Origin of the sequence: Rheinheimera hassiensis (assembly GCF_022436675.1) — a bacterium.
In the GTDB taxonomy this organism is placed as follows: Bacteria; Pseudomonadota; Gammaproteobacteria; order Enterobacterales; family Alteromonadaceae; genus Alishewanella; species Alishewanella hassiensis.
The window spans coordinates 1-25,699 of record NZ_JAKUJZ010000007.1; the positions used below are offsets into that span (position 1 = coordinate 1).

A 25,699-nucleotide genomic window follows, 5' to 3' on the forward strand; every position below is an offset into this window, starting at 1 on the left:
TGCTAACAAATAATAAACAGAAAGGCCGGAGTAGAAACACTGTGCGTTCAACAGGTTTTTCTACAGGCTCGTTATGTGAAATCAGGAATCACGAAATGGAACTAAAACTTGATGCTGACAAATTCGATGAACACCAAGCAATATTTATAGGTGAAATAATCGAGCAGATAAAAGGCAAACTTGAAGAGGCTGGTCTCACTGGTGAAAAACTAAAAGAAGTAACTGGTAATATAGCTTTTAGCATTGCGTGTACTATTGACGATACCGCTGGTATAGAGTTTGACGGTATTGAAGTTAACCCTTACTTAACGTTTCTTGCCGGTGAAAATGAGCTTATGCATTGTGGCGGAAATTCTTTTACACATGAATATGTCTTCGGCATACTTGATGAAGTTTTCGGTGAGTAATCACATAACAATCAGCTCCACCGGACTCCGTAATGTTTGCACCTTTCCTGCAAAGTCACGCAGTAAAGTCGCCAACATTACTGCGCGCGGTGAGCTGGGCGTTATACAACCTCGGTAGAAAGGAGTTCGAATTGAGATATTTTTTACTAATTCTAGTTGGTGCCATTTCCTTTGGAGCCGGTGCATTTTGGTACAAATGGCAGTTACTAGAGTCTGATCCTGTATCCTTAACTCAAACTCTTTCGGTACAAACGTCGCCAGAAAATATTGGTATGTTGCCAAAAGGTACAGTTCTTTACCCATACTCAAATGGCCCCGACATTGAAACTTACATTATTTTTGTAAATTCAAAGTATTTAAATGCTATAGAACCTGTGCAATTCGAACACAGGCTTACGGTTGCGCCGTTGGATGGTTACAGTGAATAGGTTGTATAACAAGTTACTTAATTTCGTTCCGGCCACACACAGCGTGACCTCCACTGGACTGCCTACGCTACGCTGCGGCAGCCAATTAGTAATGCGTTATGCGCCCAATCAACAATGGAGTGTTCCGATGAAATATTTATATATTCTACTGACGCTGATGACGTTCAGTATCAATGCTACAACTTGGGGGGCGTCAGAAGTTGAAGACCCAATAAATTCAGACGCAAAGTGTAAAGTTAATGAACCAGTAAGTTCAGGGAGTTATATATATCAATGGCCTTCAAAATATGATCAAGTCTTTTGGCCATTAACTTCCCCTGAAGGAATTTGGTATTGTGAAAGCTCAGGTTTTATTGCTTTCATTGGTGATTTTGATGATATAACTGAAGAAGAAAAAACAAAAATATCTGATTATCTGGCCGCCAAAGAAAAAAAGCATCCTGACAGCCTGATTCAGAAGCTTGAGTTACTTGAAGTTCTATATTCGTTTCGAAGTAAAGATGATGAATTCAATAATAGAATAATAAGAGTCTTTGCATATTTATATGAACAAGAAGGAAAGTTAGAGTTAGCTAATAACTACCGTAAAATAGCTTTAAGTCAAATCAACGAAGCCTTAAAAACAGAGTTACCTGAATACAAGAAACTTGAGTATCTGTTCGTAGCAGCAAACTACGAAAGGCAACTAGGAAACGTCAGCTCAAGTGAACGAAGGTTATCTGAATTAAAACAATCAATTAAAAGTATGAAAGACGAAAATCTTGAAGATTTTGGTAGTTATCTAATGGATTTAAGCAAAGACACATTACGCATAGATACTGGCGGAGTTTTAGCCCCCAGCACTGAAGATAAAGGCGCATAACAAGGTGCTGTTGTCGCCACTATCGTGGCTGGGACGGCTTATGCTGCGCTCCAGCCGCCCCAAAGCTTTGCGTTAAATGGCAATTATGAAATCATGTGCAATGCTGTCACTCCTACTTTTAATAGGGTGTAGTAGCTCAATACCGTACGACGAGATACGAAAGGATAGCTACGGTCATGATGGGCCAGGCTACGCCGATGAAAAATTATCTGAGGATTCATACAAGATCCGAGTGTTGGGTTACGATGATACTGATGAATCGGTATTTATGCTTTTCTTTCATAAAAGGGCTTCTGAGCTATGTGGAAGAAATACATACTTAGTTCTCGAATATAACGAGACCATAATTATTATATCCCACACTGCTCAGGGTTATGCGAGTAGAGGTGTTACCGGTATAGTAAAATGCATTTAACAAGGCCAGTCAGCAACGCCCACTGCGTGGGCTGGACCTCAAACCCGCTGCGCGGTTTTTTCGGCCGCTGCTGGCTGCGTTAAAAGGCATTCATGAACCACGAGCTAAATTTCAGCGGGAAAGCCCTAATATGCAATTTTGAATGGTACGAATGGCCTTATGGAATTGCTGTAAATGCTATCTTTACTGATAAAAATCATGAAGTTGGTGCTATTAAATTTTTGTGTGATGAATCGAATGAAAAATATAATGAAATTAGCAACCTTTCTGATGACGATATTCTAGATAGATTGGTTACAGCGCTAAAAAATGGGAAATTGGATTCTTCTATTCAAAATATGTTTACGTGGCAGAGTGAAGTTGCTAAGAATGGTTTTAATAAAATATCACCAATCATTGCTCAGCTTTCGGATGCCTTTTAACAAGCAAAGGCATCTGACGCGTGCCGCGCAGCTGCTTTGAGCGTTATATGGCAAAGAGGATTCAGTGAAAATTTCTGCCAAAGTTACCTTTTTGGTTATCGAAAGACCACCGCATGGTTTCAGATATAAAGGGCAAAATACTTGGCCTAGAATTCACTATCTTGGTGACGTGAATACAAGTTGTAGATTGCTTTTTAACGAGGGATGTGAAGCCTTTGACGGAGATAGTATTGAATTACTTATCGAATTTCTAGACGATGAAATACACGAAGCGAGAATGTATGAAGGCATGCCATTTGAGCTTTTTGTCACGGATATAAAAATTGCCGAAGGGCAAGTATTAGGTTTGGTGAAATAAACATATAACAAACAAAGGCATCTGACGCGTACCGCGCAGCTGCTTTGGGCGTTAGGCTGAAGAGCAAAGAATGAACAAGGAAGTTATGCGTACAAATAACAATTGTCTTTGCCAGTCTGAAAGTTCGCGTCGTTCGTTCGAGTCCGCGTCGAAACATGTGCACCAACACACTCAAATACGCGTCGAGGTAGTAGGGCATTCCGCGTATGTCGGCATTTTGCATTCCCATGCGCTTTTACCGGAAGCCTTGCACGCGTATGCTCAAAGCCCAATACCCAGCAACGAGTCGTTTCGTGCTTTGCGCTTGGCGTGGCACCGAAGCCTAACCAGGCATTCAAGCCACTCGCTGCGCTCGTTGGGACGGGCTAAAGCCCGCCCCTTAATTTAGCGTTATGTTGAAAAAGGAATTTAGATGGTATTTCCATCACTAGAAACTGATCGGCTATTACTTACGGAACTTCGTGTTGATGATGAAGCTGATCTGTTCAAATTGTTTTCCAATCCATCTGTGGTTGAATATTACGATTTAGATGTGTTTCGCGAACATAGCCAAGCAGCCGATTTGATTAGTCTTTTTAAATCAAGATATGAGGAGCAGCAAGGTATCAGGTGGGCAATCCGGTTAAAGTCATCTGGTCGATTGATCGGCACCTGCGGCTTTAACTCGTGGAGCAGCAAAATGCATAATGCCGTCATTGGTTATGACCTGCTTCCTGAATTTTGGCGACAAGGTTATTCCTCAGAAGCTGTTCGCGCGATTATTAGTGCTGGATTTGCAGGAAAGCTTCCGTGTGGTGAATTGCATCGAGTTCAAGCAGATACAGTTCCAGGTAATCGTGCCTCTGAATCATTGCTTCGTCAGCTTGGATTTAAAGAAGAAGGGCTTCGGCGTGAGTGTGGATATTGGAAGAATAAGTTTCATGATCTCAAATGTTTCGGCTTGCTCCGTTCAGAGTTCAGTACAACATAACAATCCGCGTCATTCGGGGCCTTCGGCCCCTGCGACGCTCACAAGTTCGCGCGCATGCGCGGGGCGTTATAAAGCATGAATCAGTTCACGAGTGAAGAATTAAATACACTGAAAAATGCGATTCAATATTGGATCGCGAATTGGGATTTTGAGTGCCCAACATTATTTGGTTTAGAAAAGTCCGATTTAGAAGAGGTCAGTGCTAATTGGCCCAACGCACTTAATGATGATACAGAGCGGGCATTAGTAAGTTGCCTGGGAAGTTTAAGAGAAATGTTATACGGTGCGAGTGCAATTAATGAGCAAGCAGTGGCGGCTACACTTGGGGTTTCTTATGGTCAAGCATCAGTTCTATGTTCAGTGATCCACAGTCAGTGTCAGCATGCTTTATAACAAGCGCAGTCACAAACGGCCACTGCGTGGCCTGGACCTCAACCGCTGCGCGGGTTTCGGCCTGTGCTGCGAGCGTTATGTGCGGTAACTCTGCAGGTGTCGGCTTACTGTCGGGTAATTTACGTACCTGACAGATGAAAATATAAGTAACACTCTTGGTTCGGGAGTACAGGAGCTATCTGATGATTATAAAAGAACTGCGACTTAGTAGACATATTTCTCAAGAGCAATTAGCGCAAATGTCGGGATTAAATGTCCGAACAATTCAGCGCATTGAGAGTGGTCATAACGCTAGTTTCGAATCATTAAAATGTCTTGCTGCGGCTCTTGATGTCGATGTGACAACACTAAACCAGGAGACTTTTATGATTGATAAAAACACTGCTAATTGGCAAAGATTACCGTTATTTTTGAAAATTTGGTTTTCGGTAAATTTTTTGCAGATTAGACCCGCTCGAAAAACGGCTGAGAGAGTTGAAAAATTATCACACTTTTTTGGCTTTCTATTTTGCTGTTTTGGGTTTGTTAGCGAAGCGGCTTTAGCTGGCGGTATTATCATGCTTGCAACAGCCTACTTGTTTTACTTCTTGAAGTGGCAAGGTGACAAATATGGTATTTGGTATGAGCCTGATGCAATATCTACCAAATAACAATCGCAACCAAAATGGGCTATCGTACTCGACTCGCTGCGCTCGCATTTGTTGCGTGCATTAGCCAAAATATGAGTGCCCTATGAGCCCTAAGAGATATATCGTTGTCAGCTCACATAAGAGTGAGTTTCCTAAGCCAATAACCTTTAAAAAAGGTGATCCTCTGCTCGTTGGTGAAGAATACAAAGGTGCCGAAGACTGGAATAACTGGTACCTGTGTACTACGCCAGGCCAAGAGCCTGGTTGGGTTCCTGATCAGATTATCGAGCGATTTGAGCACTCACAGGGTAGAGCACTTGATGATTACACGGCAAAAGAGCTAAATGTGCAGGAAGGAGAGCTGCTGACTGGTTCCAGGGTTTTAAATGGCTGGCTATGGTGTGAAAAAACGCTCAGTACAGAATCAGGGTGGTTACCATTGGAGAATGTTAAAGAGATCGCGCAGTAGCAACCGTGGCTAGGCGGACGCAGGCGGTAAAAACGTAAAAAAGTAATGAAGTAAGTAAATAGTACTGGCGGGCAGTGTCGCTAATCTCAACTATGATATAGGTTTCAGGAACGGAGGAACTATGCTTAATAGCTACTTAGTTGTTAATACTGCACGCACATCTTTTCGTTATCTATGGCTGGCTGTTTGGGCGTTGTTGCCCTTTGTGGCATCTGCAGATACCAGCCAGAAACCGCTTAACAACCCGCAGCCTGTAACGGCGCAGGCGCAATGGCAAACACAAAATACCAAAGGGACAGCTGCTGAGCGGCATGAGAATGGTTTTGTTGCTGTGGCGGGCCGCCTATATTTGCTGGGCGGGCGTGGCGAACGGCCTTTAGATATTTTCGACCCGGCAACCGGTCAATGGCAGCAAGGAGCAAAGCCACCGTTTGAGCTGCACCATATGCAGGCAGTTGCCTATGATGACAAATTGTATGTATTAGGCGCCTTAACCGGTGGTTTCCCGGAAGAAAAATCTATTGCCAATATACTGATTTATAACCCGGCGACTGATACCTGGCAAACCGGGCCAGAGATCCCGGCGCAGCGGCAGCGCGGGGGCAGTGGCGTGGTAGTGCACAACGGGCTTATTTATCTTATTGGCGGCAACAACCGCGGCCATATGAGTGGTTTTGTCGCCTGGCTGGATGTGTTTAATCCGGCAACCGGACAATGGACCGCATTGGCTGATGCGCCGCATGCCCGCGATCACTTTCATGCCGTTGTTATTGATGATCAAATCTATGCGGCGGCCGGGCGTATGTCGTCACATGATACCGGCGAGACGATGTCACTGACAGTTGCAGCGGTAGATGTTTATGATATTAAAACCCAGCGTTGGCATACGCTGGATACGCCGCTGCCCACGCCAAGGGCCGGCACCGCTGCAGTGGTAGTTAACGGGCAACTGGTTGTTATAGGCGGCGAAAGCCTGCGCCAGGTAAGTGCGCATAATGAAGTTGAAGCTTATAACCCGGCAACGAAGCAATGGCAAAAGTGGCCGGCGTTACCAACAGGGCGGCACGGTACCCAGGCTACGCTACTAAATGGTGTTGTGTATATTGCTGCTGGCAGTGCCAACCGGGGGGGCGGGCCGGAATTAAAAGATTTGTTGCTATTGCCTATGGCTGCTTTTTAGCTTGTTAACATTGCAAAAACGCGGCTTTCTGTTTAGATTGAATAGCGATGAAAGTGGAATAACAGGAAGTCATAATGAAAAAATGGGTGAGCGCCGCTATTGCTGCGGTGGCAATGTCAACAACAGCCGCTGCTAATGCACAAGATTATAAACTGATAACCGTAGCCGGTTACTTAAACTTTTATCTGCTGAACCTGAATGCTTGTCAGGATTTTCATCCGCCGGTGCGCCAGAGTGCTTATGATGCCGAAAAGACGTTGTATCCTTATCTGGATAAACTGTACGGCAAAATGGGTGGTGCTGAAGGTGCTAACCAGAAAATGATCGCAGATATTGTTATGAAACGCCGTGCCATATTAAATGGCCAGATTGCAGAAGGTGATTTTACCGTGGAGCATTGTCAGGCTATTGTGAAAATACTGACAGAAGATGGTTTAGATAAAACCTTGCTCAGTGCATTGGAATAATACATCTGCTACCGCCAGCCTGATGCTGGCGGTTTCATTTTTGATTGCCACTATTTAAATCTGCTACACTGCGCCTGCTTTGGTGCGGGATAACTCCCGCTTAAAAGGGAAGCGGGTGTAAAGCCCGCACTGTACCCGCAACTGTAATAAGCGCTGCAATCAGATGCCACTGGTTATACTCCGGGAAGGCGATTGTGGGTTACCGCTTTAAGTCAGGAGACCTGCCATAGCTTAATGTCTTTTTTACCTGCGTGCGGGAATTCACTGCAGTGGCAACTTACTGTTTTCAGCAAGTTGGCTGCTGCTATTGCCAGGAGTCAGTGTTGCTTGAACTTTCAGCGGTGTGTTTGCGCTTTGGTGCGAAACAGGTTCTGCATAACATCAGTTTCTCACTGCAAAAAGGTGAGTTTGTTGGCATTATCGGTCCTAACGGCGCTGGTAAAAGCTCATTGCTGCGGCTGATTCAGGGCGCGCTTAGCGCACACAGCGGGCATATATTGCTAAAGCAACGTGAGATTGGCCGTTTTACTACGGCCGAACTAGCCAGAACACTTGCCGTAGTAAGCCAGACGTCTGCGCCCTTATTTGCGCTGACAGTAGAGCAAGTGGCTACCATGGGGCTTTTACCGCATAAAAACTGGTTTGAGCTAAACAGCAGCTACGACACTGCCCAGGTTGCACTGGCGTTGAAAAAAACAGGCCTTAGCCATAAGAGTTCAGATGCTGTTGATACCTTATCCGGTGGTGAAATGCAGCGGCTTTATATCGCCAGGGCTTTGGTGCAACAACCTTCATTATTACTGCTGGACGAGCCGACCAATCATCTTGATGTACAGTACCAACACCAGATCCTGCAACTGGTTAAAGCGCTGGATATTCCGCTGCTGGCATGCCTGCACGATTTAAACCTGGCTGCGATGTATTGTGACAAGCTGCTGTTATTAAATAATGGTGAACAGGTAGCCTTTGGTACACCTGCTGAGGTACTGCAACCCCAGTTACTGCAGCAGGTATTTGGTTTGCCCTGCCAGATAGCGTTACATCCGCTGATAAATAAACTGCAGGTAACTTTTATTCCAGCCTCAACAGGGTTGGCCGCGGAGCAGGCTGCATGTTAAAGCGGCATTATTCGCTGGCAATGTCTGTTGCTTTACTGATGCTGCTGTTTAGCCTGCTGCTGAGTTTAACTATCGGCAGTGCCAGCTTAACACTGGCAGATATTGTCCGGGTATTGTTTGGCAGGGAAGGTGTTTCGCCGCTGGCCGAAACCATTGTCTGGCAAATCCGCTTGCCGCGTTTAGTTTGTGCTGTGCTGGTAGGTGCAGGGCTGGCGGTGTCTGGCGCAGTATTGCAAAATGCCAGCCGTAACCCGCTGGCCGATCCGTATTTATTTGGCTTAATGGCCGGTGCCGGTTTGGGTGCTACCCTGGTTAGCGTAGTGCTGCCGCCTCAGCTTATCAGCCTGGCGCTGGGCGCCTTTGCCGGAGCTTTATTTGCAGTAGCCCTGGTATTTGCCGTATGCGCCGGACAGCGCTGGCGTAAGGTTGAAATTACTTTGCTGGCTGGGGTAGCGGTATCTTTTATGTTAAGTGCGATCAGTAGTTTTATTTTGTACTTTGCCGAGCCTTTTGCTGCTAACCGGGTGATATTCTGGCTAATGGGCAGTTTAAGCCGCACCGACTGGCACAGTGTCATGTTACTGGCGCCGGTTGTCGTAGTGGTGCTACTGCTGGCACTGGCGCTGCGCCGCCAGCTGGATGCTCTGCTGCTAAGTGATGAAAGCGCCCGTACGCTGGGGGTTAATACGCTGCGCTTGCGGTTGGTATTATTGCTGGCGACAGCCTTGCTGACAGCCTGCATAGTGTCGCAGTGTGGCGGTATCGCTTTTGTTGGCCTGATGATCCCGCATATAGTGCGGCATTTCTTTGGGGTTACATCCGCGCGCTTGCTATTGGGCTGTGCGGTGGTGGGGGCACTGTTTATGATCTGGGTAGACAATCTGGCCCGTACTTTGCTGCCGCAACAGGAAATTCCGCTGGGGGTTATTACCTCGTTAGTGGGCAGTGTATTTTTCTTACTTATTATGCGCCGGCAACGGCTATAGCGATGTGTAATGGCAACAGATGAATTAAAACAACAGCGCCACCGTGAACGCCAGCAGCGGCTGAAAACGCAGGTTGATAGCGCAGTGGCTGCAGCTACCGATGAAAAAGGCTTACTGCTGGTGATCACCGGTAATGGCAAAGGTAAATCTACCTCTGGCTTTGGTACTGTCGCCCGTGCTGTTGGTCATGGTTTTACTGCGGCAGTCGTGCAGTTTATTAAAGGCAGCTGGGACTGTGGCGAGCGTAACTTATTGCAGCAACATGGCGTACAGTTTGCTGTAATGGCCACCGGCTTTACCTGGGATACACAAGATAAAGCAGCAGATATTGTCGCTGCAGAGCAAGTGTGGCAGCAGGCCGAACAGTTTTTGGCAGACCCGGCCATAGATGTGGTGCTGCTGGACGAGCTGACTTATATGTTAAGTTATCATTATCTGCCGCTGGAACGTATCGAACAGGCATTATTGCAACGCCCGGCAACACAGCATGTGGTCATTACCGGCCGGGCCTGTCACCGGCGTTTAATTGAGCTGGCCGATACGGTAAGTGAAGTGCAAAACATTAAGCATGCGTTTGATCATGGTATTAAAGCACAGCGGGGGATTGACTGGTGAAAACTCGCTACTGGCCCTTATTATTGCCGCTGTTAATGCTGCTGGCCTTGCCGGCGCTGGCTAAACCCCAGCGTATTATTGCACTGGCGCCACATATTACCGAGCTGTTGTTTGCAGTGGGGGCGGGTGAGCAGGTTGTGGCCGTAAGTGATTACAGCGATTACCCTTTAGCAGCACAAGCATTACCGCGTATTGCCAGTTATGCCAGTATTAATTTGGAAGCCGTACTGGCGCTGCAACCTGATTTAGTTATTGCCTGGCGTAGCGGAAATCCGGCTGCTGATATTGCCCGCTTGCAGCAGCTAGGTATTAAAGTGGCGTTTTCTGATCCATTAACGCTGGATGATATTGGCGCAGAGCTGCGGCTAATCGGTCAGCTTAGCGGTTATCCGGAGCAGGGCAAACAACAAGCGCTGCAGTTTGAACAACAATTGGCACAGCTACGCCAGCAATATCAGCATAAAACACCGGTAACGGCCTTTTTTGCTATGGGTACAGCACCACTGACAACGATTGCCAACCGGGCCTGGCCGCAGCAGATATTACAGTTATGCGCCGTTAACAATCCCTTTGCCAGCGCCAAGGGTGATTATCCGCAGGTAGGTATTGAACAGGTTATTCAGGCGCAGCCCGATGTGATTATTCAGCCGGTAGCAGAAAAAGTGCTTGCAGATTTTTCATACTGGCGCCCGTTCACTGCGTTGCCTGCAGTTAAAAAAGCGCAATATCTTAGTGTGAATGCCGATTTTATCTACCGCACCACGCCGCGCACTTTGCTGGGTATTACGCAGTTGTGTCAGGGCGTAGATGCGTATCGCTAGCTGTTAAGGCTGCTCATCAGTTCATTTGCGCGGCGCATTAGCCGCTCAGCATTGCGCACCTGATTGGTTTTTAACAGCTCACCTGACAATGCCAGATATTTATCCGCCAGTTTACGGCGCAGCGCTTTGTGCAATGAAAAGTCTGTCGGTACTTCAGCATCATATTGTTGCAGTTTGGTATAAACGGCATCTATTTGCTCAGCAGCTTCGCTGACTGCCAGTTCATTTTCCAGCAATGAAAAGCTGTGCTGGTAAAATAGTTCTGCCGCCTGATAAGGAAAGGTCGCCGGCTCGCCACTACTTTGTGCCAGCCGGTACGCAGCCATTGCATCTACTGCTGCAGCCAGTTGCTGGCCTTGCTCTACCAACTTGGCGGTATCGCTGTGGCGTGAAAATAATAACTCACCGACACTAATAAGACGCTGCAGTGCCACTGCATCATTAGTGGCGACGGCTTGCTCAAATGCCGACACATATACCGCAGCTTCTGCGTTGTCAGGTTCGGCCTGATAACGGCTGTCAATACGCTTTAGTTCGGCAATAATTTTGTATGGGTCCTGGGCATCGCTTTGTTGCTGATATTGCTGGTTTAGCAATAGCTGGCTTAACTGCGAGCGTAAAACATCAATAGCAGTTTGCTTACTGCGCTGCATATTGCTGCTCAGGCCAGCCAGATAATGAGAATCAGGATACAGCTCACTGGCCTGCGCCAGGATACGTTCTATCTCCGGGTAATTAGGGTAATTAAAGCTGCGATCAGTGATAATGTTGTCAATTTGCTGTTCAAAATGCTGCAGGATCTCATTCTGCTGTAATCTTAAAATGCCTTCAGTCTCTAAAGTCCTGTTGTTATTGGTGTCAAGTGCCGCCAGCAGCTCTGCCGCTGAAGCCTGGTTAAGCTGTTGGTACTGCTGCTGCTTTTGCTGTAAAGCACTGCTTTGGTTACTAAGTTCAGCTATGGTTGATTGTTGTTGCTGATGATATTGCCAGCCGCCCCAGCCAACCAACAGCACCGCTGCGGCGGCAACAGCAGGCTGCCATACAGGTTGCTTAAACTGTTTAATAATACCGCTAATACTGACAGTGCGCTTTGCGCTGTCAAACTGCAGTGCGCGCTTTAATGTTTGCCATTGCAGCAGGTTTAAATGCGCTGGTTTTGTCGCTTGTTTATTTTGCTGTTGGGCTTTATCTGCCGGTAAACGCTCAAAAGGGTGTTTACTGGTCAGTAACTCATAACTTAAACAAGCAAACGAGAATATGTCGTCGGCAACGCAAGGGGTATTACCCGCCAACAGCTGAGGGCTGGCGTAAGCCGGGGTATAGCCACTTAACGGTGCTGTCTGGCTTTGTTGCTCTGCAGCGTAAATATCGTGGTTTAGCTGGAGCTTTTGCGCCACGCCAAAATCCAGTACTTTTACTTCGCCTGAGCGGTTAACCATAATATTGGCTGGTTTTAAATCGGCGTGAACTATGCCGGTTTTGTGCGCGAAATCCAGTGCATCAGCAATCTGACACAACAGGTTCATGGCAGATTTAAGCGTTAAACCCTTTGGTTTATACCGTTTAATAACCTGATCCAGGCTTTCGCCATCCAGGCACTCCATAACAATAAAGTAGTGCTGCTGATCGGAGTCAACGTCAAATACCCGCACTATGTTCGGATGAGACAGTTGTTGGGTTTTATGTGCTTCCTGTAGTAACAGCTGCAGTGCGTCTGGCTGATCAACAAACTGCTGCTGCAACACCTTTATAGCAACGGTACTGTTGCTTACCCCGGCTTGTTGCAAAAACAGATCAGTGGCCCGGTAAATATCACTCATACCGCCCGAGCCAATTTTATTCTCCAGCAGGTAGCGCTCTTTTATCAACATACCACTTTGCAGTGCCGCTACCGGCGCAGAATCTGACGGTGCGGTTTTTTTTACGGCATAGCGCGTTTTGTCTGCATCTGCTGCCTGTTCGGTGGCAAAGTTGTCGACACCTGTCGGGTTCTGATCCGTCATCGTTTACTCCTTGTTCAGCTGGCTACTGCGAAAAACATCGCACTAATTTGTTACTGGCATTGGCACTGAATAGCGCAATTATTTCACAAAAAAGTGGTCAGGTCACCAGCATATTTTGACTAATTGTTAATTTGGTTTCTGTTGACGCAACATTAAATTTAACTTAATCTATTTCGCCGATTTATAGTGAATAAATTGTGTTTTATTGCAGTGCTGCAGGAGGTAGTATGGGACAAAAGGACAGGTTGCTTGAATTGTCAGTGTTGAGTTATCACCGGTTATCACCCAAGCAGGTAGCGGTAAAACGCTTTGATACTACTGGTGGCACACTGGGCCGCTCGGAGCGTGCAGATTGGTATTTGCCTGATCCTGAGCGTGTAGTGTCAGGCGTGCATGCCAGTATAAGCTGCAATAAGGGTTTATTCAGCATTACTGATCAGTCAACCAATGGTTTATTTGTTAACAGAGCAGTTGAGGCATTAGGGCAGGGCAATAGCCATCAGTTAAAGCATGGCGACGTGTTATGCATGGGCGACTATGAAATTCAGGTTGCACTCATCGATGCTCTACCTGACAGCACACTGGTACCGACAGCTGTCGAGCACAAAGCTCCGGCAAATGCTCTTTCTCATGCGGCTGTTGCGCAAAAAGCTACCAGCGCTCATCAGGCTCCCGCTTACAGTACAAACGAACACACTGACAGCGGTTTTTCGGTTGCTGAGCTGGCTGGTCCGGCTTTTGGTTTGGCCAGTGCTCATACTGCCACCTCCGCCAGAGACAATAGCCATGAGATGACAATGGATGAGCATTTTCTGGCCCCGTCTGCATTAATCCCCGATGACTGGGAGGCGCCATGGCAGCAGAAAATACCGGAGCAACCGATACAGGACACCGCCAGCACCGCTGTTAACACAGATGTTGTGCACAACCTGGTTAAAGATAAACGTAAAAGTGCAGCCCCGGCTATGGCCGGTGACAGTGCGGCTTGCCTGCAGGCTTTTCTTCACGGGCTGGGGGTGTCGCAAGCCAATATACAGTCAGTGGATTCCAGCCAGTGGTGGGAGCAATTGGGACAGGCTTTGCAACAATCGCTGTTAGGCGTAATGGATGTCATGCGCGCCCGCTCTGAAGTTAAAAACAGCTTCCGGGTTAATCAAACCACCTTCCAACAGCGCGAGAACAACCCGCTTAAATTTTCTGCCAGCATTGATGATGCCTTTCACAATTTATTTAATCGCCCGGGTTCCAGTTTTATGCCCGCCAGGCAAGCTATTGCCGAGGCTTTTGCCGATATCAGCCAGCATGAGGCCGCCATTATTGCCGGAGCCAGAGGTGCTATGGCCGGCATGTTAGTGCAACTGGCACCACAGAAAATAGAAGCCGCAGATTTTGGCGGCAGCTTTGTTGACAAATTAAACCCGGCACAGCGCCAGGCAAGATACTGGGCACAGTACAAAGCCTTGCATACAGAGCTGTCAGCGGAGCTTGGCAAGAAAAACCAACAGGGCGTAAATGACGACTTTATCAGTGCTTATGAAGCCTATTTACGCTCGAAATAATAGAAAACCATACACAAGCATATTTAGCAGGAGCTGTAGTAATGAAAACAATAAAGACATTGGTTTTGCTCTGGTTGAGCCTGGCTGTTCTGGCTGGCTGCCAGGCGGTTTATGCCACTTTTCCACCCTCAACCAAATTACATTTCCGTGTTGCTGCCGACATCAATCCTGATGCCGATGGTCGCCCGTCTCCGGTCATTATTAAAGTGTATGAACTGGCATCAAAAACGGTGTTTGAAAACCAGGATTTTTTTGCGCTGTACGACAGCCCGGAAGTGGTTTTACGCACCGATCTACTGAAAAAAGATGAACTGGTGTTTGAGCCAGGCCAACGCACTGAATATCGCATGACATTACAACCGGCAACGAAAGCTGTGGCTGTTGTGGCAGCATATCGTGATATTGAAGGCGCAAGATGGCGTGCAGTGGTTGATGTAAAACCGACGGGTTATGACAGCTTCTATGTGTATGTCGACAAATTGGCGGTTTATATCCGCGAACATGATCTGGAACGTAAACAGTAAATTGCGGTTTTAAGGAATTCAATATGAGTGACTACAGCCGGATTGCCTGGTCTGAAGGCTTGTTTTTACGGCCACAACATTTTCAGCAACAAGAGCGTTACTTCGATTATGCCCGTCAGCAGCAAATGACAATGCAGCTACCTTATGGCTGGGGCGTGCGTCGCTGCGAAATTGATCAGCAAAGCCTGAAGTTTGCCCAGTTTGGCCTGGCAGAGCTCGAAGCCGTGCTGCCAGATGGCACTGTGCTGCAATTACCTGCAGTTGAAGCCTTACCTGCAGCTATTCAGATCCCGAAAACCTGTCGTGATCAACAAGTGTACCTGTGCTTGGCGATGGATAAAGCTAACGGGCAGAATATCAGCTCTGATGACGGCTCTCACATCAGCCGTTACAGTTATGCCGAACATAGCGTGGCAGACAACAGCTTGTCTGAGGATGCAACCGAGGTATTACAACTGGCCAAGCTAAGGTTATTGCTAAAGCTGGAGTCGGAAGATCGCGGTGGTTTTATTTGCATACCGCTGGCACGTATCCGCGAGGTGTCGGAGCAAGGCGAAGTAAAACTGCTGAAAAAGTATATTCCACCGCTGCTGGATATCCAGCAAGACTCTGAGCTGTCAGCCTTTTTAACTGAAGCTCTGGGTATGCTGTGTCAGCGGGCCGATGCGTTAGCTGACAGGCTGGGTAAAGGCCAGGGTACAGCCAATTCTATTGCTGATTTTTTAATGCTGCAGGTACTTAACCGCTATGAACCGTTATTCCGGCATTTAAAAACCGGTGTACTTGAGCATCCGCTCAGCCTGTACCGGTTAATGATAAGCATGTTGGGCGAACTGGCTACGTTCACCGCACGGCAGAAAAGACCACCGCAATTTCCGCAGTATCAGCATGATGATTTAACAGCGGTATTCGGTAATTTAAGCGTCATTATGAACCAGACGCTAAGCGTGGTACTGGAGCAAACCGCACAGGCGTTGCCGCTGGAGCAAGCCAAGTTTGGCATTCTGGTGTCGCCACTGACCGATAAAACCTTGTTGGAGTACGCTCAGTTTGTGCTGGCAGTCAGTGCAGATTTACCGGCTGAAGATATTCGTAAACATTTGCCGTCGCGGTTAAAAATTGGCCCGGTAGAGCATATTCGTGAATTAGTGAATAACCAGCTACCCGGTATTGCGGTAACCGGTTTGCCTGTGGCTCCGCGCCAGGTGCCATATCACGCTGGTTACCATTATTTTCAGCTGGATAAAGGCAGTATTTACTGGGAGCGGCTGGCAAACAGTGGTGGTTTGGCATTGCATTTGTCCGGTAATTACCCCGGCTTGAAAATTGAACTGTGGGCGATTAAAGCCTGACGCCTGTAAAGGTTGTTATGACTAACATGGATGACAAAAAATGTCTGATAAAACCGTGATGAAACCCCGTCCGGGTGGCCGGGCTCCTGCTAAAAGCAATGCTCCGGCACCGGTGCAGGAACATACCGGAGATCCGGATAAAACACGCATGGCAGCTCATGTTAAAGCGCCAGACAATATGCAGCGTATGCAGGTGCTGTCTATCAGTGACAATATTCTGATTGATGAGGCCGGTGCACTGTTCTCACTGATCCAGCCAATACGCAACACTGTCAGCCATGCTGATGTAGCTAGCCTTAAAACGCAGTGTATTCAGCTAATTAATCAGTATGAACAACAACTCAGGCACAAAGCTGTCAGTAGCGAATTGATTGAAAATGCGCGTTACTGCATGTGCTCTTTTATCGATGAAGCGGTATTAAACACCAGTTGGGGCGGTAACAGCGACTGGGCAACAGAGAGCTTGTTGTCTACGTTTCACAATGAAACCTTTGGTGGCGAATACTTTTTCACGCTGCTTGACAGTGCCATCGCCGCACCCCGGGAAAACCTGCTGTTGCTGGAACTGCAATACCTTTGTCTGTCATTTGGTTTTGTCGGCAAAATGCGGGTGGAAGAGCGCGGTTATGAAAAATTAGAGGGCTACCGCGAACGGGCCTACAAGGCTATCCGCTCACAACGTGGTGAGCCTGAACGGGAATTATCACCTGGCTGGCGCAGCCAGGTTGTTGCAGCCAGTAAGCTTGAAGCGGAGTTCCCTTTGTGGGTATTTTGCTCGGTAATTGGTGCCGCTTTGCTTGGCAGCTACATGTACCTTAATTATCAGATAAACAGCTATTCTGATCAGGTGCACCGTCAGTTAAACAGTCTGGTTAGCTGGCAACAAGATGCGCCACAGGTGGTAACCGCTAAAGCCCGGCAAGACGCCATAAAACTGCAACAGTTACTACAAACTGAAATCCGCCGCGAGCTGCTTGAGGTCATTGAGCTACCAGACCGGGTGAGGATCCGTGTTGGGCTTGACCAACTGTTCAGTCCTGGCAGTACCGGTATTAATGAAGGCTTTGCACCCATAGCGGTGAAAATTGCCCGGGCACTGGAAAGTACCGAGGGGCGTATCCTCGTTAGCGGTTATACCGATAATTTACCCATTTTTACCAGTAAATATCCGTCTAACTGGCATTTATCGCTGGCGCGGGCCAATGCCATGTCGGATGCTCTGGCGTCAGGAGCCGATTTACGCGGCCGTCTTTGGCCTGAAGGGCATGGCGATGCCAACCCGATAGCGCCAAATGACAGCGCAGCTAATCGCGCATTGAACCGGCGGGTAGAAATAGACCTGTTACAGTAACGCCTTAAGCAAGGGAAGTGTTATGAAAGTTAAATCAGCGCTGCAACCGGTTGTGCGGTTGTTTAAATCCAGCGTCTTTATCACCGTATTGGGTCTTACGGCCTTAGCTCTGCTTATATGGTTTGGTGGCCCGTTGCTGGCTATTGCCGGTTATGAGCCGCTGGCAAGTGCCACCGCACGGTTGCTGACGTTATTGGTTATTGCTCTGGTATGGGGTGGTAGCCATTATATTAAAGGATTACGTGAAAGCCGCTCGCACAAGCAGGCGGTAGATACGCTGCTAAATGGCGAAGAGCATCAGCAGCATGATGAGCTGGCCCGGCGCGATATTGAAGTACTGCGTGAGCGCATGCAAAAGGCGCTGGACATTCTAAAGCATGCCCGTTTTAGTAAAGCGCGGGATATATACCAGTTGCCCTGGTATATGCTGATAGGCCCGCCGGGCTCAGGCAAAACGACTGCGCTGCATAATTCCGGGCTTGAATTTCCGCTAAAAGAACATATGGGCATGGATGCCATTGAAGGCATTGGTGGTACCCGTCAGTGTGACTGGTGGTTTACTAATCAGGCTGTATTAATAGACACCGCCGGGCGTTATACCACGCAGGACAGCCATGCTGCGCAGGATTCTACTGCCTGGCAGGGTTTTCTTGGTTTGTTACGTAAACACCGGCCGCGCCGGCCGATAAACGGTGTCATTGTGTTTGTGAGTCTGGCCGATTTACTGAACCAAACCCGTACCGAGCGTAATTTGCATGCCCGTGCGATTAAACAACGGGTGCAAGAGCTACAGAACCAGCTGGGGATGACTTTTCCGGTTTACGTCATGTTTACCAAGGCAGATCTGATTGCCGGTTTTACTGAGTTTTTTGATATTCTTACCCCTGAAGAGCGTGAGCAGGTATGGGGTATGACCTTTGATGTTGCTCAGGCAGACAGTGAAAAAGGCGTAGTGGCACAGTTTAACAAAGAGTTTCACGCCATCATTAACCGCTTAACCCAACGTTTATTCAGCCGGTTACAGTACGAGCATGATCAGGAAAATCGTGCTGCTATTTACGAGTTTCCGCGCCAGCTAAGATTGCTGCAAAGTGCTGCGGATGACTTTCTCAAAGAAATTTTCGCACCAAATCCATTTGAAAAAGCCACTATGTTGCGTGGTGTTTATATCGCCAGTGCCACGCAGGAAGGCGTGCCCATTGATCGCATAATGTCACAGCTTGGCAGTAACTTTGGCTTAGCTGAACCGCCACTGCGCCGCCAGACCGGCGAGGGCAAGGGCTACTTTATCAAACGCTTCTTTGAGGAAATTGTCATTCCGGAGCGCGAACTGGCTTCGGTTAATCTGCATCATAAAAATAAGCATCGCTGGATCCGTCGCGGCGTGCTTGCAGGCACTGCGGTAACAGCATGCTGGTTGCTGGTAGCCTGGACAGGCAGTTACAACTGGAACAGCCGCCTGGTTGATCAGGTTACCGCATCCGTTAATGACTATCAGCAGCTGGCGGCTTCAGCCAAACCTCAGCAGGACGTAGTCGCACTTAACGAACAACTTAACCTGTTACGTGATTTACCAGCCGGTTACTCGGGCGTGATCCCGGTTGATGGCCCGAAAAACCTCGGTTTATACCAGGGCGACAAGCTTGGACAAGCCGGTAAAACGGCCTATCAGCATGGCTTGTATCATAGTTTTGTGCCTTATTTTACCCAGGTATTAACGGAGGAAATGCAGCTGAATGCAGAGCATCGTGATTACCTGTATGAAACCCTTAAAACCTATCTGATGGTATTTCGCCCGGAGCATTTTAATGCCGAGCAGCTTAGCTCCTGGTTTGCCCTTTATACCGAGCGCCAGTATCCCGGTGATGTCAGCCAGCCACTGCGTTTGTCGTTACAAAACCACCTGCAGGCGTTGTTAGAAAGTGGCATTAAAGGTGCGACCTACCAGCAAGATGTGGTGGTTGCTGCACGCGAATTGTTACTGACAGTGCCACTGGCTGAGAGGGCTTATCAGCGGGTGCGCACCGAGCTGATGAAAAGCCATATTCCAGATTTTCGTCTGGCGGATGTACTAGGCACCGATGGCATAAAAGTGGTTAAGCGTAAGAGTGGTTTGCCATTACAGCAAGGCATTTCAGGGCTTTATACCTATAAAGGTTTTCATGGTCTGTTTAACATTGAAAAACGCCGCATTATCAGAAGCCTGATGCAGGACAGCTGGGTATATGGCGAAGCTGCAGACGGTGAAGACGGGGCGGCCGATACCACGCTGTCTGATCAGGTGAGCGAAAAGTATCTGCGTGACTATATATATGTATGGCAAGAGTTACTGGACGATATCAGCATCAGTTCTGTTAGTGACGTTGAACAGGGTGTGTTTGTTACCCGGGCACTGGCAGGGCCAGAGCAGCCAATACAAAGTATCATCCGCGCTGTGCAGCAAAATGTACGGCTGACAAGTTTGCCGGAATCAGCTGAAGCGAATATGGCAAAAGATGTGGCTGGTAAGGTTGCAGATACACAATTTTCCAGCCAGAAAGCCCGTTTAAACCGGCTGTTGCCTGACAATATGTCTGCGTTAGAGCAACAGTTACCTGGTATTGAGGTTGAGCAGGCTTTTAGCGAAGTACTGAGTATTCAGGAGCCACAGCTGGAGCAAATTGCTCAAACCAGCCGCATGTATCACGATTATCTTGAACGCTTATATGTGCCCGGCGGAATGGCCCGCCAAGCCTATGCTAATCAGCTAAATGGTGAAGGTGGCAACGAGCTTAGCGTGGCACTGCGCCGGCTGAAAAGCGATATCCCATCACCTTTTTCTGACTGGCTTGGCGGTTTATCCACCGATACTACCAGGTTGTTTGCCAAAGGTAGCCGTCAGCATATTAATGAAGCCTGGCAAGGCACAGTGCTGGCAGAATACAGAAGGGCAATTGCTGATCGTTACCCGCTGAACCGGCGCTCAAAAGAAGATATTAAGCTTAGAGACTTTGAACGCTTCTTTGGTTATGACGGTACGCTGGATGTGTTCTTCAAGGACTATTTACAGCCCTTTGTTAACACCAGTAGCAAAACCTGGACCTTTAAACGCGATATTGGGCTGGACCAGAGTATTCTGAAAACCTTCCAGTCGGCTCAGCAGATCCGGGCAGCATTTTTTGACGGTGGCAGCCAGAAGCTGAAAGTAGGCTTTAGTTTAAGGCCGGTGTATCTGGACCGGCATATTACACATTTATTGCTTGAACTTGACGGACAAGAGCTGTCGTACCGGCATGGTCCAACCCGCTCGCGGCAGTTTTTCTGGCCGGGAGATCGCAATAAATTACAAACCCGCCTTGTGTTTACACCGGCAAACTCTGGGTTGCCATCCAACATCAGCCAGGAAGGCGAGTGGTCATGGTTCCGCTTTCTTGATGAGTTAACTGAAGCCCGGCCGCAAACCCGAACTGATAAAGTTCTGCATCTGGCGGTGCAGGGTAATAAAGCACGGGTAGAACTGGTACCTGATACCGTTAACAATCCATTTTGGAGCAGCGCATTGGAGACCTTCAGTTGTCCGGCAAGTCTATAACCGAAATAGGGATATGCGGCAAAATTCCCAGTCGCGGCGATTTTATTACCCAGGGGCTGACAGCAGATTTTGTTGATGCCTGGAACGAGTGGTTACAGGCCGTTTTAGCTGTCAGCCGTGAACAGTTAGGCGCTGATTGGCTTGACACCTATCTGACCAGCCCTATCTGGCATTTTGCCATATCGCCAGGTGTATGTGGCACCGAAGGAAAAATGGGCTGCCTGATGCCAAGCGTTGATCAGGTAGGGCGGCATTATCCGTTTACTGTCAGCCGGTCTTTGGCCTGTACACCGGTGCATGCCAGATTACAGTCTGGCTGGGCTGAGGTTTTAGAGCAGCAGGTATTACATACCCTGGATGATGATTTCTCATTTGAACCCTGGCTCGCAGCATTAAAGGCTGCAGAGTTTAACTGGCCACAGGCAGCGCAGATAAGCTGCCCTGTAATGTCGGCTAGTCAGGGGCGGCCTGCCTGGGTATTGCGCTCAGAAGAGGAACCTGATGCCGCCAGCTTATTGCATCATAGCTACCGGCAACAATTTGGCCGTTATTGCTTGTGGTGGACAGCAGGGTCTGAGCACGTCGAGCCCTGCACTTTGGTTACCAGTGGTTTACCGCAGGTCGGGCAGTTTGCTGCCATGTTAAATGGCGACTGGCAGCGCTGGCAGTGGCAACTGGCTGATATCAACTCAAACGGATCTTAACTATGAAACAGGTCGTTTCTCATGCCCAGACACACAAGGGATTAGTCAGAAAGCTAAATGAAGATGCCTGTCTGGATCTTGCCGACAGCGGAGTATGGGTTGTCGCTGATGGTATGGGTGGGCATGCCGCAGGTGATATTGCCAGCCAGTTAGTAGTAGATACCATACGTTTAGCTATGCAGCGCGGCGAAGCTGCCAGCGTAAACCTTATAACGCAAGCGTTGCATCAGGCAAATGCCGAGCTGTGTCGTTACAGCCAGCAACATTTAGATGGCCATACTGCAGGCTCTACCGTCGTCGTATTATTGCTGGATAAAGTGCATTACCACTTTCTCTGGGCTGGTGACAGCCGGGGCTATTTATTGCGTCATCAGCAATTGCGGCAGTTAACCCGCGACCATAGCCAGGTAAATGACATGGTAGAGCAAGGTTTACTGAGTAGCAGTGAGGCAGAGCAGCACGAACTGGCAAATGTGATAACCCGGGCCGTAGGGGTAGATCCGCATGTTAGTATTGATATTGTCAGCGGCGTCTGGCAACCCGGAGATCTGTTTTTGTTATGTAGCGACGGCCTGAACAAAGAGCTGACAGACGCTGAGATATGTCAGTATCTGGCGCATAACAACATTGCTGAAGCAAACCGGGCCTTACTGCATTCAACGCTGGTTGCCGGTGCCCGGGACAATGTTACCTGTATTCTGGTTAAGGTAAATAACGATCCACAAAATGTTAATGACAAGGATAGGACAATTCCGCTATTTATGAATAATTAGAAAATATTAGTTAACTGTTGTCATCATTAAAACAATAAAGTAACATATTTGGCTGGATAACGTCTCATTTGGGTTGTTGTGATGGATTACAGTGAATTAATTGACTTTGAAATGTTAATTGAGGGCGTGGATGATGCTGCGCCTGCTGGCACAGATCCGCGTACTGATATTTCACCTACTTCACAGTATTATCAGTTAAAAGATATCCGTGGCCAGGCCCGGGCTAATGAACGCGCTTTGCTGGCCGAAGATGAAGATTTTCAGGCACTGGCGTCAGACTGGCGCCCACTGGCAGAAAAAATCCCGGTAATTTTATGTAGCCAGGTTAAAGATCTTGAATATGCCGCCTGGTTAATAGAAGCACTGTGCCGCACTCATGGTTTTGCTGGTTTAAGTGCAGGCTTTAAAACAACCCGGTTATTAATAGAACATTTTTGGTCAAGCCTTTACCCGCAACCTGATGAAGATGGTATGGAGGTTCGTATTGCACCTCTGATTGGCCTCAACGGTTATGAGGGAGATGGTGCCCTCATTACCCCTATCCTGAGCATCCCACTAACTGATATTACCGCGCACGGCCAGTTTGCCTGCTGGCAGTATGAGCGAGCTTCTGATATTTCACGCAAAGACGAGAAACGTCAGAAGCAAAAAGCCGATGCCGGCATCGCCACGCTGGAGCAAATTAAAGATGCAGTGGCAGAAACGTCTGCCGGGTTCTATCAGCAACTAAAACTGCAAATTGAAACTGCCATCACCGAGTTTGCCATGCTGTCCCAAGCGATGGATGCCGCCATGAATGGCGAGCCACAGCCAACCAGCGCTATTAGCAAAGCCTTACATAAATGCCTTGATGCAGTGAATTATCTGGCGGCTGACAAGCTTGCACAGTTCGCCATAAGCGCCGAGCAGGCAATAACAACTGATGCAGACGGGCAGGTGATTAGCCATGCAGATCCGGTGCAGCAGCAGGTTCAGACGCGCGAACAAGTATTGTTAAGTCTGAAACAATCAGCCGAGTTCTTTCGTAAAACCGAGCCACACTCGCCCATTTCATATGCATTGGAGCAAGTTGTGCACTGGAGCACTCTGAGTTTACCAGAGCTGTTGCAGGAGCTTATTGATGATAACAACAGCCGTAACCATTACTTCCGGCTGGCGGGAATACCGCAACAAAAGTAATGCCCTTTGTGCGGGCATGAACTGAAATTAACAACAGCTGAGTAACAGGAGAAAGTCAATGGAAAGTATTCACAGCAAATTATCCCGGGTGCGTAAGCCCCGTGTGCATATTACTTATGACGTTGAAACAGAAGGAGCTGCGGTTAAAAAAGAACTGCCTTTTGTTGTTGGTGTAATGGGCGATTTTGCCGGCCATAACACTGAAGCGTTAAAACCACTAAAAGATCGCCGCTTTGTGCAGATTGACCGCGATAACTTCGACGAAGTGTTAAAGCGGATGAATCCGAAACTGAATTTCAAAGTGGATAACAAACTGGCCGGTGATGACAGTCAGTTCAGTGTTGAGCTGGAATTTAAGTCTATGCAGGACTTTGAACCCGCAGCTATCGTCAAACAGGTTGAACCACTGGATAAATTGATGGCAACGCGTAACAAACTGCGTGATCTGATGACCAAGATCGATCGCTCAGAAGAGTTAGAAAATATTCTGGAACGTGTGCTTAATAGTAACGAAGATCTGCAAAAGCTGGCGCAGGATCTCAGCATAGAGGATAAATAACATGAGTACGGAAGCTTTACTGGAACAGCATGATAATGCTCAGGGCTCAGCCAGTTCTTTGTTAGAACAGGCAATCGGTGCCACCAAACAAACCGACGCATCTCGTGCTGAAGAATTGTTACGCACCCTGACCGAAGAAGCACTGAGCGGCACGGTCAGCTGGAATAAAAACTTAACGGTGACCTTTAACGAGGCGATTAACCGTTTAGATGAGCTAATCTCAAATCAACTTGCCGCCATTATGCATACACCGGCTTTTCAGAAGCTGGAAGGTAGCTGGCGTGGCCTGAACCATCTGGTAATGAATTCTGAAACCAGTGCTTCACTTAAAATCCGCATGATCAGCATGAGTAAAAAAGAGTTGTATAAGGATTTAAGCAAAGCCGTTGAATTTGACCAAAGCCAAACCTTTAAAAAGGTATATGAGTCAGAGTTTGGTACTCCAGGTGGTGAACCATATGGCGCCATTATCGGTGATTATGAATTTACTAATCACCCGGAGGACATTGAAACATTAACCTATATGTCAAATGTGGCGGCAGCGGGTTTCTGTCCGTTTTTATCTGCAGCATCACCGGCGTTATTCGGCTTTGACGAGTGGACTGAACTGTCAAAACCTCGCGATCTGGAGAAGATTTTTGAATCTCTGGAATACACCAAATGGCGTTCTTTCCGTGACAGCGATGACTCGCGTTTTGTCACATTAACCATGCCCCGCGTACTGGCGCGCCTGCCTTATGGTAGTGCCACCAGCCCGATAGAAGAGTTTGGCTTTGAAGAGTTTGAGCTTGACGGACAAAAGGGTGTGGCGAAAACAACCAATCATTCAGAATATTGCTGGATGAACGCAGCCTATGTTATGGGTTCAAAACTGACAAACGCTTTTGCCCAGTATGGTTTCTGCACGGCTATTCGTGGTGCTGAAGGCGGCGGTAAAGTTGAAGGTTTACCAAGTCATATCTTTATGAGTGATGATGGTGATCCGGATCTGAAATGCCCAACAGAAATTGGCATTACTGATCGGCGTGAAGCTGAACTTGGCAAAATGGGTTTCCTGCCGTTATGTCACTATAAAAATACCGATTATGCGGTGTTCTTTGGTGCGCAAACTGCGCAGAAGCCGAAAAAATACGACACGCCAGAAGCCACTGCCAATGCGGCCATTTCTGCCCGCCTGCCGTACCTGATGGCAACGTCGCGCTTTGCTCACTACCTGAAAGTACTAGCGCGCGACAAAATCGGCAGCTTTATGGAAGCCGAAGATGTAGAAGTGTGGTTAAACCGCTGGATTTTAACCTACGTCAATGCTTCAGAAGGCAGTGGTCAGGAAGTTCGTGCCCGCTATCCGTTGGCCGATGCCAAGGTTCAGGTTCGTGAAATCCCTGGTCGTCCTGGTTCTTACAATGCAGTTGCCTGGTTACGGCCATGGCTGCAACTGGAAGAGCTGTCTACGTCGCTGCGTCTGGTAGCAAAAATCCCTGAGATGGGTGGTTAACACTGTTAACAACACTATTTATCACTGGCTAAGCTTGCTTAGCCAGTGAGCTGTTGGTGTTATCCAAAGCAGGTAAGCAAATGAGGATG

General features: G+C 47.9%; 26 protein-coding genes and 1 riboswitch. Of the genes, 25 read left to right on the forward strand and 1 reads right to left on the reverse strand.

The window, feature by feature from the left end; genetic code table 11:
- From MJX74_RS15400 to MJX74_RS15470, 15 genes are all read left to right on the forward strand, one after another.
- Positions 1 to 407: hypothetical protein (locus MJX74_RS15400; protein WP_240223792.1), on the forward strand; the 407-nt coding region annotated here is incomplete at its 5' end.
- A 32-nt stretch (positions 408 to 439) separates the two neighbouring features.
- Positions 440 to 835, forward strand: a complete 396-nt coding sequence (locus MJX74_RS15405; protein ID WP_240223794.1) for a hypothetical protein — start codon at positions 440 to 442, stop codon at positions 833 to 835.
- Between the two features lie 127 nt (positions 836 to 962).
- On the forward strand, positions 963 to 1,697 hold the full coding sequence (locus MJX74_RS15410; RefSeq protein WP_240223796.1) for a hypothetical protein: 735 nt from the start codon (positions 963 to 965) through the stop codon (positions 1,695 to 1,697).
- Positions 1,698 to 2,204: 507 nt separating this feature from the next.
- Complete coding sequence (locus MJX74_RS15415; RefSeq protein WP_240223797.1) at positions 2,205 to 2,534, forward strand: hypothetical protein; 330 nt, start codon at positions 2,205 to 2,207, stop codon at positions 2,532 to 2,534.
- A gap of 64 nt (positions 2,535 to 2,598) precedes the next feature.
- Positions 2,599 to 2,892, forward strand: coding sequence for a hypothetical protein (locus MJX74_RS15420; protein ID WP_240223798.1), 294 nt, complete (start codon positions 2,599 to 2,601; stop codon positions 2,890 to 2,892).
- Between the two features lie 412 nt (positions 2,893 to 3,304).
- Positions 3,305 to 3,862: a GNAT family N-acetyltransferase gene (locus MJX74_RS15425; protein ID WP_240223799.1), complete on the forward strand. Its 558-nt coding sequence runs from the start codon at positions 3,305 to 3,307 to the stop codon at positions 3,860 to 3,862.
- Positions 3,863 to 3,937: 75 nt separating this feature from the next.
- A complete protein-coding gene (locus MJX74_RS15430; RefSeq protein WP_240223800.1) occupies positions 3,938 to 4,255 on the forward strand; it encodes a hypothetical protein in 318 nt (105 codons plus the stop codon).
- A gap of 182 nt (positions 4,256 to 4,437) precedes the next feature.
- Complete coding sequence (locus MJX74_RS15435; RefSeq protein ID WP_240223801.1) at positions 4,438 to 4,905, forward strand: helix-turn-helix domain-containing protein; 468 nt, start codon at positions 4,438 to 4,440, stop codon at positions 4,903 to 4,905.
- 82 nt (positions 4,906 to 4,987) lie between these two features.
- Positions 4,988 to 5,353, forward strand: a complete 366-nt coding sequence (locus MJX74_RS15440) for an SH3 domain-containing protein (RefSeq protein ID WP_240223803.1) — start codon at positions 4,988 to 4,990, stop codon at positions 5,351 to 5,353.
- 121 nt (positions 5,354 to 5,474) lie between these two features.
- Positions 5,475 to 6,533 (forward strand): Kelch repeat-containing protein, encoded by a 1,059-nt coding sequence (locus MJX74_RS15445; protein ID WP_240223805.1) that lies wholly within the window; start codon positions 5,475 to 5,477, stop codon positions 6,531 to 6,533.
- Between the two features lie 74 nt (positions 6,534 to 6,607).
- Positions 6,608 to 7,000, forward strand: a complete 393-nt coding sequence (locus MJX74_RS15450) for a hypothetical protein (RefSeq protein WP_240223807.1) — start codon at positions 6,608 to 6,610, stop codon at positions 6,998 to 7,000.
- A gap of 63 nt (positions 7,001 to 7,063) precedes the next feature.
- Positions 7,064 to 7,243: riboswitch (cobalamin riboswitch) on the forward strand.
- Positions 7,244 to 7,323: 80 nt separating this feature from the next.
- Positions 7,324 to 8,118 (forward strand): ABC transporter ATP-binding protein, encoded by a 795-nt coding sequence (locus MJX74_RS15455; RefSeq protein ID WP_240223809.1) that lies wholly within the window; start codon positions 7,324 to 7,326, stop codon positions 8,116 to 8,118.
- Complete coding sequence (locus MJX74_RS15460) at positions 8,112 to 9,104, forward strand: FecCD family ABC transporter permease (RefSeq protein ID WP_240223811.1); 993 nt, start codon at positions 8,112 to 8,114, stop codon at positions 9,102 to 9,104. The genes MJX74_RS15455 and MJX74_RS15460 overlap by 7 nt, the downstream gene beginning before the upstream one ends.
- A 9-nt stretch (positions 9,105 to 9,113) precedes the next feature.
- On the forward strand, positions 9,114 to 9,719 hold the full coding sequence (gene cobO, locus MJX74_RS15465) for a cob(I)yrinic acid a,c-diamide adenosyltransferase (protein ID WP_240223813.1): 606 nt from the start codon (positions 9,114 to 9,116) through the stop codon (positions 9,717 to 9,719).
- A complete protein-coding gene (locus tag MJX74_RS15470) occupies positions 9,716 to 10,540 on the forward strand; it encodes a cobalamin-binding protein (RefSeq protein WP_240223815.1) in 825 nt (274 codons plus the stop codon). The genes cobO and MJX74_RS15470 overlap by 4 nt, the downstream gene beginning before the upstream one ends.
- On the opposite strand, the gene MJX74_RS15475 is transcribed toward MJX74_RS15470, so the two are convergent.
- Entirely contained in the window at positions 10,537 to 12,543 is a 2,007-nt protein-coding gene (locus MJX74_RS15475; RefSeq protein ID WP_240223817.1) for a serine/threonine-protein kinase, read from the reverse strand. The two genes, MJX74_RS15470 and MJX74_RS15475, sit on opposite strands and share 4 nt — an antisense overlap.
- 227 nt (positions 12,544 to 12,770) lie before the next feature.
- Here MJX74_RS15475 and tagH point away from each other — a divergent pair, with 227 nt between their 5' ends.
- From tagH to tssC, 10 genes are all read left to right on the forward strand, one after another.
- Complete coding sequence (gene tagH, locus MJX74_RS15480; RefSeq protein ID WP_240223819.1) at positions 12,771 to 14,102, forward strand: type VI secretion system-associated FHA domain protein TagH; 1,332 nt, start codon at positions 12,771 to 12,773, stop codon at positions 14,100 to 14,102.
- Positions 14,103 to 14,143: 41 nt separating this feature from the next.
- Complete coding sequence (gene tssJ, locus MJX74_RS15485) at positions 14,144 to 14,626, forward strand: type VI secretion system lipoprotein TssJ (protein ID WP_240223820.1); 483 nt, start codon at positions 14,144 to 14,146, stop codon at positions 14,624 to 14,626.
- Between the two features lie 23 nt (positions 14,627 to 14,649).
- On the forward strand, positions 14,650 to 15,978 hold the full coding sequence (tssK, locus tag MJX74_RS15490; protein WP_240223822.1) for a type VI secretion system baseplate subunit TssK: 1,329 nt from the start codon (positions 14,650 to 14,652) through the stop codon (positions 15,976 to 15,978).
- A gap of 40 nt (positions 15,979 to 16,018) precedes the next feature.
- Complete coding sequence (tssL, locus tag MJX74_RS15495) at positions 16,019 to 17,329, forward strand: type VI secretion system protein TssL, long form (protein WP_240223824.1); 1,311 nt, start codon at positions 16,019 to 16,021, stop codon at positions 17,327 to 17,329.
- A 22-nt stretch (positions 17,330 to 17,351) separates the two neighbouring features.
- Positions 17,352 to 20,900 carry a type VI secretion system membrane subunit TssM gene (gene tssM / locus MJX74_RS15500; protein WP_240223825.1) on the forward strand — a complete coding sequence of 1,183 codons (3,549 nt, stop codon included), beginning with the start codon at positions 17,352 to 17,354 and terminating at the stop codon, positions 20,898 to 20,900.
- Complete coding sequence (gene tagF / locus MJX74_RS22015) at positions 20,882 to 21,604, forward strand: type VI secretion system-associated protein TagF (protein ID WP_240223826.1); 723 nt, start codon at positions 20,882 to 20,884, stop codon at positions 21,602 to 21,604. The genes tssM and tagF overlap by 19 nt, the downstream gene beginning before the upstream one ends.
- Before the next feature lie 2 nt (positions 21,605 to 21,606).
- On the forward strand, positions 21,607 to 22,377 hold the full coding sequence (locus MJX74_RS15510) for a PP2C family protein-serine/threonine phosphatase (protein WP_068231686.1): 771 nt from the start codon (positions 21,607 to 21,609) through the stop codon (positions 22,375 to 22,377).
- 81 nt (positions 22,378 to 22,458) lie between these two features.
- Positions 22,459 to 23,556, forward strand: a complete 1,098-nt coding sequence (gene tssA, locus MJX74_RS15515; protein ID WP_240223827.1) for a type VI secretion system protein TssA — start codon at positions 22,459 to 22,461, stop codon at positions 23,554 to 23,556.
- Between the two features lie 58 nt (positions 23,557 to 23,614).
- Positions 23,615 to 24,115: a type VI secretion system contractile sheath small subunit gene (gene tssB / locus MJX74_RS15520; RefSeq protein ID WP_240223828.1), complete on the forward strand. Its 501-nt coding sequence runs from the start codon at positions 23,615 to 23,617 to the stop codon at positions 24,113 to 24,115.
- A 1-nt stretch (position 24,116) separates the two neighbouring features.
- Entirely contained in the window at positions 24,117 to 25,610 is a 1,494-nt protein-coding gene (gene tssC, locus MJX74_RS15525; RefSeq protein WP_240223829.1) for a type VI secretion system contractile sheath large subunit, read from the forward strand.
- The last annotated feature ends 89 nt before the right edge of the window (positions 25,611 to 25,699 follow it).